Here is a 17,265-nt window from a genome sequence, read left to right as displayed (position 1 = left end):
TCAGGTCATCAAGCGAAAATAGAAAGGCAAGACGTTATCGGGATTACAGCTTCACTTAATGCGTATGCAGCATGTTGGGTTCTGTTCTTTGACAGATATGAGGAATATACAGCTGAAGGTAAGACTCAGTCAGTCGGATAGCTTCATTGGCAAGTTCTGGTGTGATGCAACCATGTTGGCGATAAGATAACGAGTATATTTTATCTGCGACTTGCAGTGAGATAGCGAAGACATTGATGGATTGTGGTAACTGAGGAACATCAAAAAACTGTCGATAAATCGTTTCTACTTCTTTACCAAGGATTAAGTCATTCTCGGTGTCTGCATGACCTAACTCCGTGAACGTATGACGACCTAATATAAGCTTTTTGGCAATAGGGTGATCGTTGTAATAATTAACATACGCTGTTTCAATCATGCGGTTGATGTCAGTCCAATGATTAACATGCTCGGCATCTATACACTTACCTAACAGAGAGTCGAAATCAATAAAAACGTCATCTAATAGATTATGGAATAAGTTCTCTATATTTGGGTAGTGATGATAAACCGTGGATGTTGCCATTCCACACTCTTTAGCAACATCATACATTGAAATATCAGTAGCTTCGCGGCGTTCCATTAGTTGCACAACAGCATCATGAATTCGAATTAACTTTTCTTCGGTGGTTACTTTGCGCATCTAATGATCCTCACTGTTATTTGGAACACAAAAAACATAAAGGGTTTTCAAGCAAAGTTCCAATTGAAATATCAAAACTTAGACTTTATTACCCTTTATTTATATAAAACATTATAACCCAATGTTAGGCGTTAATATGTGTCCCCGTTTTACCTTCTATGATCTCTAGTGCGCTAGATAGATCACCAATGTGTCCGTGTTGTTTTGTTTTTTCAACAAAAAGACAGCATGCATCTACCTTCGGCCCCATAGAACCAGCTGGGAATGTGTATTTCTTCATTTGTGCGACAGATACGTTTTCAAGCTTCTCTTCCTTTGGAGTTCCCCAATCTAAACAAACATGAGAGCCGTCAGTGAGGATCAGTAAATGTTCTGCGCCGATTTCTTCTGCGATAAGAGCAGCAGTCATGTCTTTGTCGATTACTGCTTCGAAACCCACATAGGCGCCATCTTTTTCGACGACTGGAGCACCGCCACCACCGCCACAAATAATTAGGTGCTCTTTCTCTAACAAGTCTTTGATGGCTTTTATCTCTAGCACTTCTTTTGGCGAAGGAGATGGAACCACACGACGCCAGTGTGCGCCGTCAGGTTTCACAATCCATTGGTTGGCTTCTGCGAGTTGTTTAGCTTGTTCTTCTGTATAGACAGGGCCAATAAACTTGGTTGGGTCGGCGATCGCAGGGTCGTTCTCGTCAATCACAATGCGAGTCAGAATTGTCGTAGTAAAGCGGTCTTGAATCGCAGCGTTCAACCCTTGTTGAATAAGGTATCCAATCATTCCCTGAGTCTCAGCTCCAAGGACATCAAATGGGTAAGGAGGACAATCTTTGTAAGCATTGTTCTGTAATGACAGTAGCCCTACTTGAGGGCCATTTCCGTGCACAACCACTAAACGGTAGTCTTTACTGAGTTCAGCCAAAGAGCTGGCGGTTTGCGCGATGCTCTTTTTTTGGTTTTCACAACTCATCACTTCACCACGTTGTAGTAAAGCGTTCCCACCGACAGCAACAACAATAATAGGCTTCGACATGTTTAATTCTCCAAATAATATTTTGCTCTTGGCAAATAAGTTGGTTTGAATTGTATTTAAATATTGTCGGAGTCGTGGGGATAAAAATCACAATTCGATTTGTGATTAATATTTGATGTTTTTAGTCGCCTATATGTCACAGAAAGCCTTAATTATCTCTAGATTAACTAGATATGTGATCTTGGTTTTGAAATAGAAAATGTATTTATTAATCGAATGGTTATTGACCAAAATCAAATATTCCGACTTTTAGCATTATAAATCTAATATTTGTTGGGTTTATTTTGTTTTTGCTCCGAACTCGTTTGTGTAAAACCGATATTCAATTTTCATCCCAGTTCACTTCATCGCTTTGCCGTTTAATTAATCCCGAATTAGAGATTAAGGAGCTAAGAGATGAGTAACGAAACGCAAGGAAAAATGGGGGTTACGGGAATTGCACTCTTTACACTATGTGCAGTGTTGGTGGTCGACACATTAACCGCGTCAGCCAGTATTGGTGTCAGTGCCATTGGTTGGTGGGTGTTAATGCTGGTCTTCTTTGTCATTCCATATGGCTTAATTACTTCGGAATTGAGTACCACCTACCCTGGTGAAGGTGGGATATACGATTGGGTAAAACAAGCTTTCAATTTTAAATGGGCAGTGAGAACAACGTGGTTTTACTGGATTAACGTTGGTTTGTGGATGCCTGCGGTATACATCATGTTTGCAGGGATGTTTGCCGAACTCTTTATGCCAGGTCTGTCTTTATGGGGACAAATCGCCATCTGTATATTACTGACGTGGTTAACGGTTTGGATCTGTAATGTGTCTGCCGACATCGGTGTTTGGGTCACGAATATTGGTGCAATATTGAAAATTGTCGTGATCAGCACATTGGGTGTGGGCGGCTTTATCTATGCAATGAAAAACGGCGTTGCCAACGAATTTACGTTGCCAGCTATGATGCCTTCATTGGATTCAGCGGTCTCTTTCTTGCCAGCGATTGTGTTCAACCTAATGGGTTTTGAACTGGTTGCGACCATGACTAAAGAAATGAAAGATGTTCGCGACATGCCTAAGGCCGTCTTCCTTTCTATCGGTATCACCGCTTTCTTATACATCTTCGGTACGGTAGGCATCTTGATGGCGCTTCCTGTTGAAAGCATTGGCTTAGTGTCTGGTCTTATCGATACATTCAAAACACTCTTCGGTGCTGGCGTGTTTGGTACAGCCATGGTGTACATCTTCGGTACTTTCGCTCTGCTAACGCTTATCGGCAACATGGTGAGCTGGACAATGGGTGCGAGCCGAGCAGCAGCTGAAGCCGCTCAAGAAGGTGAACTTCCAGCGCCTGTCGCGAAAGTATCAGAGAAAGGTTCTCCAGTTGGTGCAAACAACATCACAGGCACTGTATCAACGGTCGTCATCCTGTCTTACGCGCTGTTTGCCCAAGGTAATGATGATCTGTTCTGGTCGATATTTGCCTTCTCTAGCTGCATTTTCTTACTGCCTTATCTGTTCATGTTCCCTGCATACCTAAAGCTTCGTGTGGTTGATGGTAAACGTGAACGCCCATTCAAAGTACCTGGTGGTATGGCGGCTCAGTGGGTGATGTCCATTGTTTGTTTCTTCGTCATCCTTCAAGCCGTGATTTTATTTATCTTCCCCGAGGCTCTTGATCTAACCGTTGCTGATTGGGGATACACAGGACCTGTTTTGATTGGCGTGATTGCCACCATCCTTGCTGGTGAATGGATTCTTCTAGGCGCTCTAAAGCGCAAGAAGCAGCAAGGTTCGGACGATAACGACACAGCCGATACGCAAGATAAAAAAGAAGCTCAAGCATAATTTAGGGGACATAACGATGAAAAAATTGATTGAGACTACTCCAAAACATGATGGCTTTAGAATGCCAGGGGAACACGAGCCACACAGCGAGATTTGGATGGCTTGGCCAGAGCGCACCGACAACTGGCGCAATGGTGCAAAACCAGCACAAGCGGTGTTTGCAGACGTTGCTACCAAGATCAGCCATACGACACCAGTCACCATGCTCGCGAGTTCAGACCAGTACGATAACGCAGTATTTCGTTTACCAGAGGATATTCGAGTATTGGAAATCTCGACTGATGACTCTTGGATGCGCGACATCGGTGCGACTTATGTTGTTGATGACAGCGGTGAACGCCGAGGAGTGGATTGGGAATTCAATGCATGGGGCGGGTTTGTGGATGGATTGTATTCACCGTGGAACCGCGACAACCAAGTCGCTCAAAAGATGTGTGAAACCATTCGTGACTCTCGATACCGCGCTCCAATCGTACTAGAAGGCGGCTCAATTCACGTTGATGGCGAAGGCACGCTCTACACAACAGAAGAATGCTTGTTACACGAAAGCCGAAACCCAGATATGAGCAAAGAAGAGCTGACGGAAGTACTTTGCGAACACCTCAGCGTTGAGAAGGTAATTTGGCTACCTCGTGGTTTATACAACGATGAAACTAATGGTCACGTCGATAACATCCTTCACGTCGTGAAACCGGGTGAAGTCGTTTTAACGTGGTGCGATGACAAGAATGATCCTCAATATGAGATCAGCAAAGAAGCCTATGACTACATCACCAGCCAGACCGATGCCAAAGGCCGTCAGATAAAAGTACATAAGCTGCCAATGCCAGGCCCTCTATTCATGACCGAGGAAGAAGCGGCAGGTATCGATATCGCAGACGGAATGGAGCGAGAAGCGGGCGAGCGTTTAGCGGCATCGTATGCCAATTATCTGATTACCAATAACCAAATTGTGTTGCCGCTTTTGGACAAGCGCTACGACAACGATGTTATCGGGATCTTGGAAGGCATTTATCCAGGCTACGAAGTGAACGGCGTTCCGGCTCGAGAAATTTTGTTAGGTGGCGGCAATATCCACTGCATCACCCAACAAGTGCCAAGAGTTTAGTTACAACGATAAAACCTAATAACAACTAAAGACTGAGAACAGTCGTTAATACCAAAATTTAATCCCAAACGTAGCGGTTCTTGAAAGTGATGGCAGGTATTCAAAATCAAATTGCCATGAAAGTGAACTTGAAAGAGCCGCGCACAAAATTATGAAAAATAGGAACTTATTATGAAATTACCTTCTTCTAGCGCAACTGAACTAAACAAAGCAAACCTAGAGCACATGGTTTCCATGAAAGATTTCTCTGTTGAAGAGATGGATAACATGATGGAGCTGATGACTCACCTGAAGCAGGCGCGCAAAGACAACGCTATTCCACCACTGTTCAAAGGCAAGTCAGTTGGGATGATCTTCGAAGCGGGTTCGACTCGTACACGTGTTTCTTTTGAGGTGGCAGCAACATTACTGGGGGGGCATGCGCTATTCCTATCACCAAAAGACATTCACTTAGGTGGTAAAGAGTCGATTGATGATACTTCTCGAGTGTTATCACGTATGTGCGACATCATCATGGCTCGTACCAATAGTCCTGAAACACTAGATGGCCTACTTGAAATGTCGACAGTGCCAGTAATCAACGGCCTTGATACGCGTTTCCACCCAACTCAAATGCTTGCTGATCTCTACACGATCAGAGAACACATCACTGATGGACGTAAGTTGTCTGATCTCACCTTGGCATTCATGGGTGACGCGACGGATGTGTGTCGTTCGCTGATGCTGACGTGTGCTAAGTACGGTATGGGCTTCAAGCAAATTGGTCCTAAGAAGTACCACATGGAGCAAGAATGGATCGACATGGCGCTGAACTTCTGTGAAGAGTCTGGTGGCAAGATTGAAATTACTGATGATGTAGAGCGTATCAGTGACTGTGATGTGGTGTACGGCGATAGCTTCTACTGGGTGACGCAAATGGATGAGAAGGAAGAGCGTCTTGCGGCATTCATGCCTAACTATGTGATTACTGAAGAGCTAATGGCGAAGGCTCGCCCAGGTGCAATGTTGCTTCACTGCCTACCAGCGAATGACAAAGAAGAAGTGACTCGCGGCGCACTAGAAAGTGAATACTCAGTGGCGTTCGATGAAGCAGAAAACCGACTCACAGCTCAGATGGCGATTTTGGTGTACTTCACACATAAAGATGCGGTTATCCCAACACAAGAAACCGTTAAGCATCATGAAGAAAAAATCAGCAGCTTCTTAAGCACTCTTTAGGGGTTTATTTGTGAGGGAGTAAAAACCTCCACTGTGATGCTCGAATTAAGCTGAACCAGTATTTATCTCGATTTATTGGTTCGGCTATTTTTGTACCTTTTATTTTGAAATGTCGGTAAACCTGCGGCCAATCGGCTCTATCTGACATCAATACTCGAATAGGAGATATATCGACATGAGTGCCGATATTATTAAAGTTTCAAGAAACACTGAAGATGCACCATTGAGCCCTTTCTCAACACAATCGGTGGCATTCTCACACTACAATAACCTCTCAGCTCAATTACCGATTGATCCAAGAACGGGCGGTTTGATCTTTGGCTCTTTGGAAGATCAAACCAAGCAGTGTTTGTTAAATATTCAAGCGATTGTGGAGAGCGTTGGACACCGTATGCACGATGTTGTGAGAGTCAATATATACCTGAAGAACATTGCGGATATCGACTCGGTTAATGAAATCTATGCGTCCTTTTTCCAACACTACGTACCAACGTGCACGACACTCGCTGTCGCTGATTTACCGCTCGAAGGCGCTCACTTACAAATGGATGCAGTGATCTCGAATGGTGAAGGTACTTATCCTCAAGCGGCTTGTGAGTTAGTTAAAATCGCAAGAAATACTCAACACGCACCAGTCAGTTCTTTTTCAACTCAAACGGTGGCTTTCTCTCACTATAATCACATTTCAGCTCAGCTACCTATTGATCCGAAATCGGGTAGCATCGTCGCTGGTGGAGCAAAAGAGCAAGCGATTCAATGTCTTAAAAACATCAAATCGATACTGGAAAATATTGATGTTCCACTTGATGACATTGTGAAGGTTAATATCCATGTGAGAAGTTTGGATGACCTTGCAGCCATCAATGAAGTGTATACCACTTTCTTTCCAGATTCCGCGATTGCAAGGGCAGTCGGTTACATACCTGCGCGCTCGGTGACGGTGGTTGAAGGCTTAACAATGGGAGCGTTAGTACAGATGGATGCGACTGTGTCACACGGTGATGGCACTCCGCCACAAGCGGTTGAAGATCGACATGGGATTGTAATCAAAGCGAACAATACCAAAGCTGCGCCAATCAGCCCGTTTTCAACGCAAACTGTGGCCTTTTCACACTACAACAATATCTCCGCTCAATTACCGCTGGATCCAAGAATTGGAGCGATTGTTGCGAATGGCGCAAAAGAGCAGGCAATGCAGTGTCTGAATAACATCAAAGAAGTCGTTGAGAGCGTTGGTCATGTCATGGATGACATCGTGAAGTTGAATATTCAATTGAGAGGCATGGCTGATCTAGATGTGCTCAATGACGTTTGCACGCATTATTTTGACGGTCCGTTGCCTGCGCGCACAGTGATCGGTGTCTCTGATATCCCTATGGGTGCTTTGGTGCAAATCGATGCGATTACTTCCAACGGTGAGGGAACTCCACCTAGCCTTTAAGCGTTCTATGTAACATCAAAACAATGAGGGTTGGCTGTGAGGTTAGCCCTCTTTTTACGTCTGTTCCAACAGCAACATAAACAGCGGTTATAGTGTCCATAAGTGGAAAATCAGAGTAGACCAACTAGGATAAATTGAATTAAACCCTACAATTAATTCAACAACATGGTAGTTGCTATGAAGAAAATAACCCTTTTGTCCGTTACGATTTTATCTAGCCTTTCTTTCTCATCTTTTGCTAAAGATTGTGATCCCAATTTGCTGCCTTCTTGGAAAGACAGTGAGAGTAAATCCGCTATCGTCGACTTTGTTGGGCAAGCCACCAAAGCAGAGTCTGATGCGTTCGTGGCGATTGAAGATCGTATTGCCGTGTTCGATAACGACGGTACGCTTTGGTCGGAAAAGCCTTATTACTTCCAATTGGCTTTTGCGTTGGACCGAGTAAAAGAGATGGCTCCAGAACATCCTGAGTGGAAAACAGAAGCACCGTTTAAGTTTGTACTCGAAGATGATATTGAGAGCGTTCTGGGCAGCGGTGAAGAAGGGTTATTGAAAATTATCATGGCGACACATTCTGGTATGACTGTTGGGCAATACCAGCAAGACGTTGAGCAATGGTTGACGGTAGCAAAAGATAAACGCTTCAACAAAGCCTACACAGACCTTACTTATCAGCCAATGAAAGAGATGCTGACCTACCTGCAAGATCATGAATTTAAGACTTATATTGTGTCGGGCGGAGGCGTTGACTTCATGCGGGCATGGGCTCCACAAGCTTACAATATTCCTACAGAGCAAATCATCGGTAGTGCGCTTAAATACAACTACAGCTACAACGATGGCAAACCGACTGTTACCAAAGACTCGTCGATTTTGACCATTGATGACAAAGCCGGAAAGGTCACTAACATTCAACATATTATCGGTAAGAAACCTATTCTAGCGGTGGGTAATTCAGACGGTGACCAAGCGATGATGCAATGGGCAACGAGCCAACCTAATTCAATGGCAATGATTGTTCATCACACTGACGCTGAGCGCGAGTGGAAGTACGATAGTAAGTCTCATGTTGGTAAGTTGGATAAAGCGCTAGATGAGGCGAATTCCAGAGAGGATTGGACGCTGATCGACATGAAATCCGATTGGTGTGAGGTGTACTAACGCCTAATTGATTCTTGATTTTTGATTCATAAAAGCTCGGATTTTTGATTCGAGCTTTTTTGCGAAATAGCGAAGGCTTTGTCTCATTTTCAGCAATAACGTACTATAAATCCCCAACGCATGGCGCTTTAATCGAGTTAGTCAGAAATTAAAGGAATAGAAAAATGAAAACGATCGGTTTGCTCGGTGGTATGAGTTGGGAGTCGACAGTGAGCTACTACAAATCCATCAACGAGGGCGTTAAAGCGACCCTTGGTGGGCTCAATTCTGCAAAGGTTTGTATGTACAGCGTGAACTTCGATGAGATAGAAAAGCTTCAACATCAAGGTCGCTGGGCTGAGACGGCGGATATCTTATCGGAAGCGGCTTTATCGGTAGAGAAGGGCGGCGCTGATTTCATTCTGATTTGTACCAATACCATGCATAAGGTCGTTCCTGAGATCGAAGAGAAGATCACGATTCCTATCTTGCACATCGCTGATACCACGGCGCAGAAGCTGCTGGAACAAGGAGTGAAGAAAGTCGGATTACTCGGCACGGCTTTCACCATGGAACAAGATTTCTATAAAGGCCGCCTGACTAAAAAATTCGGTATCGATGTGGTGATTCCTGATGAGAGTGACCGAGAGAAAGTGCACAACATCATTTACCAAGAGCTGTGTCGAGGTGAAGTAAAAGAAGAATCTCAAGATGTATACCGTCAAATCATTGAGAAGCTAGGCCAACAAGGTGCAGAAGCCGTTATTCTGGGCTGTACTGAAATCGCCCTACTGATTCAGCAACAACATACCGATGTACCCCTGTTTGATACCACAGCCATTCATGCAGAAGCGGCAGTACGTTTGGCGACGAGTGACTAACTTCTAGCTCTTGTTCTTAGCTCCATAGCAGTCCTCTTTTAGTTTTTGTGCGATTTTTATTCAGTTGAGTGAAAGTTTTTTGTACAAAAGCAGGTCGTTAATTAATGAAGCGATGCTTTGTTCATTAACCAAGGCTTTATCAACAGGTAAGGTTTTAGTTAATGGCTGAGGTATCTGCGCTTTTAAGCACTATGCTTTAGTCATGACCGAAAGAGGATTTATTATGAAATTGCTTATCTTATCTGTAACGCTGTTATTCGTGGCAGGATGCCAATCGACGGGCTCTCAAGAAGCACAAGTCGGTGACGACATGAATCGAGTTCATACTCAGGGGTGCAGCAGCTAATCTCCTTTTGTGGAAACCCCCTTTCAGCTGCTCTAATAAAGAGTTACTCCTGTAAAGCCTTGTGTTCTCAAAAGGCTTTTATTTGCCATAAACGAAAAAAAACCTCTTTCGAGGGGCTAAAACTTGTGTTTTATAGGTAACTCTTAGAATGCGTATTGAACGCTCGCACCTAGTACTGAATTGTCAGAAGAAGCTGCAACAGTACCTGAAGCGGACCAACATGTATCTCCAAAGCTGTGCGCAACACCGATTGCTTGAGTTGCTTCAGAACCAGTGTAGCCAACACCTGCGTCGAATGCAGTCATACCGTTTGTCACCATTGGGCGAGCATTAACTGTTGGAGCTTTTTTGTTGCCGATAGCGTAAAGCTCATAAGTTTGGTTTTGTTGTACTGCTGCTTTACCTGATTCTGTTAGATTTTGACCAGATTCGCCAAGGTTGTAACCAGCTTCTACTATAGCATCACGAACTTTACCAACTACGTCACCTAGTAGTTTTGGTCCATCATCTTCGCCTGGAATTGACTCAATATCAGGAATGTGGCCAGCAATCTCGCCATTGTTGCCACGAATGTAATCAGCGAATTTCTGATCTAGGCTCATATCTTTGATTTCTTCGTGCAAATCTACAGATTTTGTCTCAACGTCGTTCCGTTTAGATGGGAAGGAGTTCTGGGTATATGCATTAATAAAGGCAAGTGCTTTTTGAAAGAAATTTGAATCATTTTAATATATTAACTTTAATTTATTGATTCATAAGGGTTATTATAGTTGTGCCTAACGCGGATTTTATTGCCGAATCTGCGTCTTCTGGACTCATGTGCTGACCTAAAATGCCTTTTAGTCGGATGATACCCTGAACTGTCTGCGGGCTAGTCTCGGCTTCCAGAGCACTTTGAATGAGCATTCTCACCAATGAAGGAAATAAGCCTCCACCTTGGATTGCGACATCCCATGAGGACACAAATGCCTCTTTAGAAGAGAAATCTAATTGATGTGCGACCATTGGGAAGACGCGACCCTGCAATGCTTTGCCAAAATCGACCAGTCGAGGATAATAATTTTGTAGTGATGAAGCTGTCACCCCGACTTCTTTGGCTATACGTCCATAGCTGATTGCATCCCAACCTTCAGTAATGAAGATGTTAAAGACAACCTCGTCATATTTCTTTTGTTTCTCTTCTTTCTCTTTTGCAGATATGCGTGCCATTCTCTTTCTCCAAATTGTTTTTGTTACTATAACGTATAAACACCTAATATCAACAAGGAGCTTGATGTTCTTTGTTTAAAGGACCTTGCTAGTGATTTTTGTTATGGAGATTGATCAAAATCAACAAAGCCATTTTCTAGGTACATGTTGTAAATTTGTGAATCTGAATTGTCTATATTCTATGCTGTGTACTGGATCTCATTTGTTATTTGAACCACTTGCTAAGGTTAATAATGAATGTGTTTAAGACTAACCCAATCACTTTACTCAACTTAAGAGGTTTCTATGCTAGGTGAAAATCATTCTCTTGTTCACGAATTTCCTGAAATGAAAGATAAAATTGCTGAGCTTGTTAAAACTGACGATGGCTTTGCAGCAGACATGAAAACGTACGACAACCTTGATAAAGAGATTCGTAAGCTTGAGCTGAAAGATTCACCCATTGATGACGGCTCGATGCACCAACTGAAACATGATCGTTCTGTACTGAAAGATGCACTGCATGCACGTTTAACTGGCTAGTTGAGCTAGTAATTTTGCTGATTAGCTAAATGGCGAATTGCAGACTTAGACAAAAAAACTCCTTCGGGAGTTTTTTTCGTTTTGGTTCAATAACATCTTCACAATTCAACTGAGTTAATACGTTGTATTGTTATGTGAATGACGCATAATGAGGGTTACTGGTACACGATTTTTAAGATTTTATTGGTAATCTCATGAATATTGAACACCTCAAATTGTTTGTTCGTTTAGCTTCCACGCATAACATCAGCATGGCTGGGCAAGAGCTTGGTTTATCACCTGCAGTTGCCAGCTCACACATCAGTAAGCTGGAAGACAATTTAGGCGTTCGCTTGGTCCACAGAACCACTCGTAAGGTCTCTTTAACCGAAGAGGGGGAAGCATTCTTACCTCATGCTGAAGAAGTGTTATCGAGTGTCGATGCTGCCAAATCCGCGGTTGGTGTGGGTTGTGATTCTCCAACCGGAACGCTGCGAGTTACCGCATCTGCGTCTTTTGGGCGTTTGCATCTTGTTCCTGCTTTACCAGGATTCTTAGAACGCTACCCTGGGTTAAAAGTCGATCTCAGACTATCAGATTCGATGGTGGATGTTGTTGAGGGCGGCTTTGATATCGCAATTCGTATCTCAGAGCTGAAAGACTCGACACTGATTGCCCGAAAATTGGCGACAGACAAACGTATTGTGTGTGCATCACCTGATTATTTAATCAAATACGGTAAGCCAGCCATTCCTCAAGATCTTAACGATCATCAGTGTATCAGCTTGATTGGTTTAGAAAACTGGACCTTCAAAACTGAAGGTGGGCCTAAGACGATTAAGGCATCGGGGTCGTTCAGAGCAGATAACGGAGAAGCACTGCGTGACGCAGCCTCAGGTGGTATGGGTATCACGGTGACGTCGAATTGGTGTGCGTATGAGCAACTGAAAAGCGGTCAACTGATTCAAATATTAGAAGATTACCCATTAACCTCGGAACCTGCGATTTGGGCGGTGTACCCAAGCACAAGGTTACTGGCACCAAAGGTGAGAGCCTTCATTGACTACTTCTCTGAATATTATGGTAATCCGCCGTATTGGGAGCAAACGTAGAGACAAACGTTGTACGAAAAAGCCCTGTGTTTCTAAGTTAATTAATTAGAAACACAGGGCTTTTTTATTGAGATTTGCAAATCAACTCAGTACGAGTCGTCGCAGTTAAGAAAGCGTCGCTTTGATGATTTCTTCAATTTTAGCGACAACTTGCTGCGACTTATCACCGTATATCGCATCTGGGTGCGGGTTCGCAAATGTGTTGTTGTCGTTATCAAAGTATTGACCGCCCGCTTGTGCGAACTCATCAGACAATGATGCGCGAACCAGAATATCAGAACCTATGCTTAGGTCGCCGCCTGCAATGCCGTAAGCGTCTTTCACCATCTTGCTACCTAGTAACGAAGCTGGGTTGACCGCAACCACCATTGGCCCTGTAGAGCCTAACTCTTTTGCCATTTCACGAGTCCACATAGTGATCGCAAGCTTGCTTTGTGCGTAAGCGTCACCATCAGACATTGGCTTCTTGCCTTCTAGCGCTTCGATGTTCACTGCTGCTTGCGCCGCTGAAGACAGGCTCACTACTCGGCTAGATGCACCGAGTACAGCTAGCAGACGTTTAGTTAGGTGGTATGGTGAAATGGTATTCACAACAAAACGAACATCTAAACCGTCTTTAGTAATTGGGTTCGGAGTGTTGAACACACCTGCGTTGTTAATCAGTACATCAATCTTATCGTGCTCAGCAATTATTTCGTCAGCCAACGCATCCACATCAGCCAGAACAGACAAGTCTGCCACGTAACTTTGAATTTTCGCTTCTGCAGAGATAGCCACAAGTTGCTGCTCTACATCTTTGAGTTTGCTTGGGTTACGTCCATGCAATAAAACGTGGTGACCTTGTTGAACAAGTACTTTTGCCGTTTCGAAGCCGATACCATCGGTAGAGCCTGTGATCAGAATAACTTTTTGCATGGAATAGATTCCTTATTAAAGCGCTGACATGGTGAGCGTTTTTAAATGTGTTGTTTCGTTGAGATAAAGAATAGCAACCTTTTGTGAAGTTGATAATCAACCGGATTAATAAAACACTATTTAGTTTTTGTTGAAAATAGAGGTGTTAACAAAGTCTCAGGCTGAGCGGAATAGCAGACAATAAAAAAGCTTAGCGCGGGGGACGCTAAGCTTCGTTGTTAAGTATGTTCTTGAACCATGTTTAGGTTGGTGGGGTTTAGCCTACTTGAGAAAAGGTTACAACCTTGCTTTGTAGCTTCTCTTTCAGGTAATCCGTTACTGCTTGCTGTTCGGATTCGCTCATGTACAGGCCAAGTTTGGTTCTGCGCCACAAGATGTCTTCGTCAGTCATCGCCATCTCTTCATTGATCAAGTAATCGATTTCAACTTGATAAACGCCATGCGCTTCGCTTGAGAACTGGATGCCAAGGTCAGCTTCGCTGTTTGCGCCTTCCAGTAGCTTCCACGTGTAAGTACCAAATTGAGTCACATAACGAAGTAACAACGCTTCAGATGCCCAAGGGTATTTAGTGTGGATCATCTTCGCAAGCTGCTCTCTACTGCAACTAAAGTTACCACCTGGAAGCGTGTCGTTCGCTGTCCATGGTGCACCCATGTTGGTTAGGTGTGGCTCAAGCTTCTTAAGTGCCGCTTCACCGAGCTTACGATAAGTGGTCAACTTGCCACCGAAGATCGAAAGCAGTGGTGCTTGATCAAGCTCTGCGTCTAATTCCAATGTGTAGTCACGAGTGATCGCTTGTGGGGAATCAGATTCGTCGTCACATAGTGGTCTTACGCCACTGTATGTCCAAACCACGTCTTCACGGCCAAGCTGTTTAACAAAGTGCTGGTTAACGATATCAATCAAGTAATCTACTTCAACATCATCAATTGCGACGTTACGAGGGTCGCCTTTGTATTCAAGGTCGGTAGTGCCGATGATCGAGAACTTATCTAGGTAAGGGATCATGAACACAATACGATTGTCTTTGTTTTGCAGAATATACGCTTGTGGTTCGTCATGAATGCGTGGCACAACAATGTGTGAGCCTTTGATCAGACGAATATTACGAGGCGAAGCCTGCTCTAATCCATCATCAAAGAACTGCTTAACCCAAGGGCCAGCTGCGTTAACCAGTGCTTTCGCTTTGCGTTCAAAACGCTGGTTTGTCATCACATCAAGGATCGTCACATGCCAGATACCGCCTTCACGGTGCGCTTTTTCAACACGGCAGTAGTTACGTACTTCTGCGTTGTTCTCTTTTGCTGCCAACACGTTAAGCAATACCATACGCGCATCATCAACCCAGCAATCTGAGTATTCGAAGCCTGTCTTCATTTCTGGTTTCAGTAGGCCTGATTTCGCTAGGTTGACTGTCTTACTTCCTGGAAGAGTGGTGCGCTTACCCAAGTTATCGTAAAGGAATAGGCCACAGCGAATCATCCAAGCTGGGCGTAAAAATGGTCGATGAGGTAAACGGAAACGCATTGGCTGAGCAACATGAGGCGCTTTTCTTAACAAGACTTCACGTTCAGCGAGTGCTTCCGAAACCAAACGAAATTCGTAATGTTCAAGGTAGCGTAGGCCACCGTGGATAAGCTTTGAGCTGGCAGAAGACGTTGCAGATGCGAAATCATTTGCTTCGTATAAGCCAACGTTTAGACCACGACCTGATGCGTCTGCCGCGATGCCTGCGCCGTTGATGCCGCCGCCAATCACGATCAAGTCTAAAGTGGAGGATGTACTGTTGTTTGAATTATTTTGTTGAGCACTCATGGTTTGACCTCTTTCTGAGCGAACGAGCATTTTAGAACATAATTGAATCCTATATGAACTTTCGTTTACGGTCATTTATTATTTTCGTTTATGCGCGTTTTATGTGATTTGGGCATAAAAAAACCTCTGCTTATGAAAGCAGAGGTTCAAATGTTGGGACTCTATGTTCTGACTACCGCCCACGCATCAATAAATAAGGTCTGTACCGTCCTAAATATGGTTGACACATTTCCAAAATGAAATCATATATGACTTATTCATGACTGAGGGATGGGACGCGGCACCCTACGGACGGGTTGCAGAAATGGCGCGCGTGAGAGCTTAGACATTGCAGGGGCGAGTATTTCCTCGAATGATGGCGATGCTAGAGATATCAAGCCCGCAAGCTTTCGAGGACTCTTGGGTCAGAGCTGTGGGAGCGGTGACTTCTTTCCTCCAGTGGTTAGAATGTTATTCCATAGCGCCCTTGCAGAGAACACAAACGCGCAAACCATCAATGGAGTTAACTGGTTTGTAGGCGCATTATCTCAGAACATGAGACGCGACATGCAATGGCAAGTATAAAAACTGTATTTAGAACAGTATTATTTTCTTTTACTAATCAATGCATTAAAAATTAATTCGTATTTATACTAAAAAAATCTTGCACTACAATGGGTATATATACATAATACATCCCATCGAAGCGGACATCGAGTTAAAGCCAAATTGAATTGGCCATTTTTTGAAACTCAATGCGTATATATACGCTTAACTAATATTTATAGGTAAAATGAATATGAAACGCACAATTCTAGCAACAATCATCGCAGCAACTTCTTTTGGTTCAATCGCTGCTGAAAACGGCCAACCAACACCGCCTGCTGATTTTGAACTAGGTCAAAACGTTACAAGCGCACAGAAAGCAATGGTGTTCAACGAAATGATGCAACGTACAGGTTCAGATAATTACGCAATGGTTACACCTGAAGGTGACGTTGTTTTTCTTGATGCCGATAGCAATGTTATTACTGACCCAGAGGCGGCTCTTCGCACTGCATACGATGCGAGTGAAGATTTCCGCACAATCCGCGAGAATCGTCGCGACGACCGCCAAGACGGACGCGAACTTAAACGCGACGATCGTCAAGTATCACGCTCACACGGTCGTATTGAAGACCGCAACCAACGTCGTGACCTAAGCGGCCTAAACGATAACGAAATCGCTATCATCAAGCATTACGCTGAAGAAAATGGCCATACAAACATCAAAGCAAACTTTGCCGAGCTTGCAGCAAATCGCGCTAAGAATGACGACAAAAAATTCTACTTCAGCGATGAAGACAAAGTTACTATTATCAATAAGCATCTTGAGAGCATTGGCGCAGGTAAATTGCACATCATCGACGGAGCTCTATACAAAGAGGGCAAAAACGGCCTAATCGAAGTGACGGAATCTGAAATCGCAACGGCTAAAGCTGCGGTAGTTGCTGAGGCGCAAAAACGCGCTGACGAAAAACAGCCACCAATTGAAGATGCACCAATTAAAGATTTACCAATCGTTGGTGAACCAATCAAAGTTGACCCAATAGAGGGCGAACCTGAAGTTAAGCCAACGCCACAAGGAACTGTACTTGAAGCAATCGCGAACCTTGGCGAGTCTGGTCAGAACATGACAGACGCAGGTATAGCTGCTGCACAACAAGCGGCAGTGCAACAGAACCAAATCGATGAGCTTTACGCTCTAGGCAACCAAAACGCGTCGGACATCGACACTCTATTCTCTGAGGTTGACCGTCTAGATACTCGTATCGACCAAACTCAAGCTTTGAACGCTGCGACAGTTAACGCACGTCCAATGGTTGCAAACGGCATGACTGCATTCGGTGCGGGTGTTGGTTACGCGGGCTCTGAAGCTGCTCTAGCGATTGGTGTTGCTCACTCTTTCGTTGACACTGGTTGGTCGGCTTCTGGTACACTGGCGGCATCTTCTGACGACGTAGTAGTGGGCGGCGGTGTTCAGTACGCATTCTAAGAATTACCTATAAAAC

General features: G+C 44.0%; 17 protein-coding genes. 11 read left to right on the top strand and 6 right to left on the bottom strand.

Annotated elements, in window-relative coordinates; genetic code table 11:
• Nucleotides 1-55: 55 nt before the first annotated feature.
• Nucleotides 56-682, bottom strand: a complete 627-nt coding sequence (locus MSG34_RS02630; protein ID WP_050643423.1) for a TetR/AcrR family transcriptional regulator — start codon at nt 680-682, stop codon at nt 56-58.
• A gap of 124 nt (nt 683-806) precedes the next feature.
• On the bottom strand, nt 807-1,715 hold the full coding sequence (gene arcC / locus MSG34_RS02625) for a carbamate kinase (RefSeq protein ID WP_050647705.1): 909 nt from the start codon (nt 1,713-1,715) through the stop codon (nt 807-809).
• A gap of 396 nt (nt 1,716-2,111) precedes the next feature.
• Between arcC and MSG34_RS02620 the strand changes: the two genes are divergently transcribed.
• The 7 genes from MSG34_RS02620 (at nt 2,112) to MSG34_RS24160 (ending at nt 9,682) form a co-directional block, all read left to right on the top strand.
• Nucleotides 2,112-3,548 (top strand): APC family permease, encoded by a 1,437-nt coding sequence (locus MSG34_RS02620; RefSeq protein ID WP_050620376.1) that lies wholly within the window; start codon nt 2,112-2,114, stop codon nt 3,546-3,548.
• 16 nt (nt 3,549-3,564) lie between these two features.
• Entirely contained in the window at nt 3,565-4,656 is a 1,092-nt protein-coding gene (aguA, locus tag MSG34_RS02615) for an agmatine deiminase (protein ID WP_248336199.1), read from the top strand.
• 171 nt (nt 4,657-4,827) lie between these two features.
• Nucleotides 4,828-5,874, top strand: a complete 1,047-nt coding sequence (gene argF, locus MSG34_RS02610; RefSeq protein WP_017078525.1) for an ornithine carbamoyltransferase — start codon at nt 4,828-4,830, stop codon at nt 5,872-5,874.
• A gap of 175 nt (nt 5,875-6,049) precedes the next feature.
• Nucleotides 6,050-7,315 (top strand): RidA family protein, encoded by a 1,266-nt coding sequence (locus MSG34_RS02605; protein ID WP_248336198.1) that lies wholly within the window; start codon nt 6,050-6,052, stop codon nt 7,313-7,315.
• Between the two features lie 177 nt (nt 7,316-7,492).
• A complete protein-coding gene (locus MSG34_RS02600; protein WP_248336197.1) occupies nt 7,493-8,476 on the top strand; it encodes an HAD family hydrolase in 984 nt (327 codons plus the stop codon).
• A 164-nt stretch (nt 8,477-8,640) separates the two neighbouring features.
• Entirely contained in the window at nt 8,641-9,336 is a 696-nt protein-coding gene (locus MSG34_RS02595; RefSeq protein ID WP_172378620.1) for an aspartate/glutamate racemase family protein, read from the top strand.
• A gap of 223 nt (nt 9,337-9,559) precedes the next feature.
• The gene (locus MSG34_RS24160; RefSeq protein ID WP_282449629.1) at nt 9,560-9,682 is read left to right on the top strand and encodes a hypothetical protein; all 123 of its coding nucleotides are present in this window, start codon (nt 9,560-9,562) and stop codon (nt 9,680-9,682) included.
• 143 nt (nt 9,683-9,825) lie between these two features.
• Here MSG34_RS24160 and MSG34_RS02590 read toward each other — a convergent pair whose 3' ends face one another.
• Nucleotides 9,826-10,284 (bottom strand): hypothetical protein, encoded by a 459-nt coding sequence (locus MSG34_RS02590; RefSeq protein WP_172378621.1) that lies wholly within the window; start codon nt 10,282-10,284, stop codon nt 9,826-9,828.
• Nucleotides 10,285-10,426: 142 nt separating this feature from the next.
• The gene (locus MSG34_RS02585) at nt 10,427-10,891 is read right to left on the bottom strand and encodes a TetR/AcrR family transcriptional regulator (RefSeq protein ID WP_172378622.1); all 465 of its coding nucleotides are present in this window, start codon (nt 10,889-10,891) and stop codon (nt 10,427-10,429) included.
• Nucleotides 10,892-11,176: 285 nt separating this feature from the next.
• Here MSG34_RS02585 and MSG34_RS02580 point away from each other — a divergent pair, with 285 nt between their 5' ends.
• Both MSG34_RS02580 and MSG34_RS02575 read left to right on the top strand, forming a co-directional pair.
• Nucleotides 11,177-11,413 (top strand): YdcH family protein, encoded by a 237-nt coding sequence (locus MSG34_RS02580; RefSeq protein WP_017067743.1) that lies wholly within the window; start codon nt 11,177-11,179, stop codon nt 11,411-11,413.
• Nucleotides 11,414-11,607: 194 nt separating this feature from the next.
• Entirely contained in the window at nt 11,608-12,504 is an 897-nt protein-coding gene (locus MSG34_RS02575) for a LysR family transcriptional regulator (RefSeq protein ID WP_248336196.1), read from the top strand.
• Nucleotides 12,505-12,609: 105 nt separating this feature from the next.
• Here MSG34_RS02575 and MSG34_RS02570 read toward each other — a convergent pair whose 3' ends face one another.
• Nucleotides 12,610-13,419 carry an SDR family NAD(P)-dependent oxidoreductase gene (locus MSG34_RS02570; protein WP_248336195.1) on the bottom strand — a complete coding sequence of 270 codons (810 nt, stop codon included), beginning with the start codon at nt 13,417-13,419 and terminating at the stop codon, nt 12,610-12,612.
• A gap of 256 nt (nt 13,420-13,675) precedes the next feature.
• Complete coding sequence (gene glpD / locus MSG34_RS02565) at nt 13,676-15,235, bottom strand: glycerol-3-phosphate dehydrogenase (protein WP_248336194.1); 1,560 nt, start codon at nt 15,233-15,235, stop codon at nt 13,676-13,678.
• A gap of 270 nt (nt 15,236-15,505) precedes the next feature.
• Between glpD and MSG34_RS02560 the strand changes: the two genes are divergently transcribed.
• Nucleotides 15,506-15,799 carry a hypothetical protein gene (locus MSG34_RS02560; RefSeq protein ID WP_248336193.1) on the top strand — a complete coding sequence of 98 codons (294 nt, stop codon included), beginning with the start codon at nt 15,506-15,508 and terminating at the stop codon, nt 15,797-15,799.
• 214 nt (nt 15,800-16,013) lie between these two features.
• A complete protein-coding gene (locus MSG34_RS02555; RefSeq protein WP_248336192.1) occupies nt 16,014-17,249 on the top strand; it encodes a YadA C-terminal domain-containing protein in 1,236 nt (411 codons plus the stop codon).
• Nucleotides 17,250-17,265: the final 16 nt, after the last annotated feature.

This window comes from Vibrio sp. 1CM2L, from assembly GCF_023161695.1.
Classification (GTDB): domain Bacteria; phylum Pseudomonadota; class Gammaproteobacteria; order Enterobacterales; family Vibrionaceae; genus Vibrio; species Vibrio coralliirubri.
The sequence above is the reverse complement of the archived record's forward strand: the minus strand, read 5'-3'. Positions and strand labels throughout refer to the sequence as shown.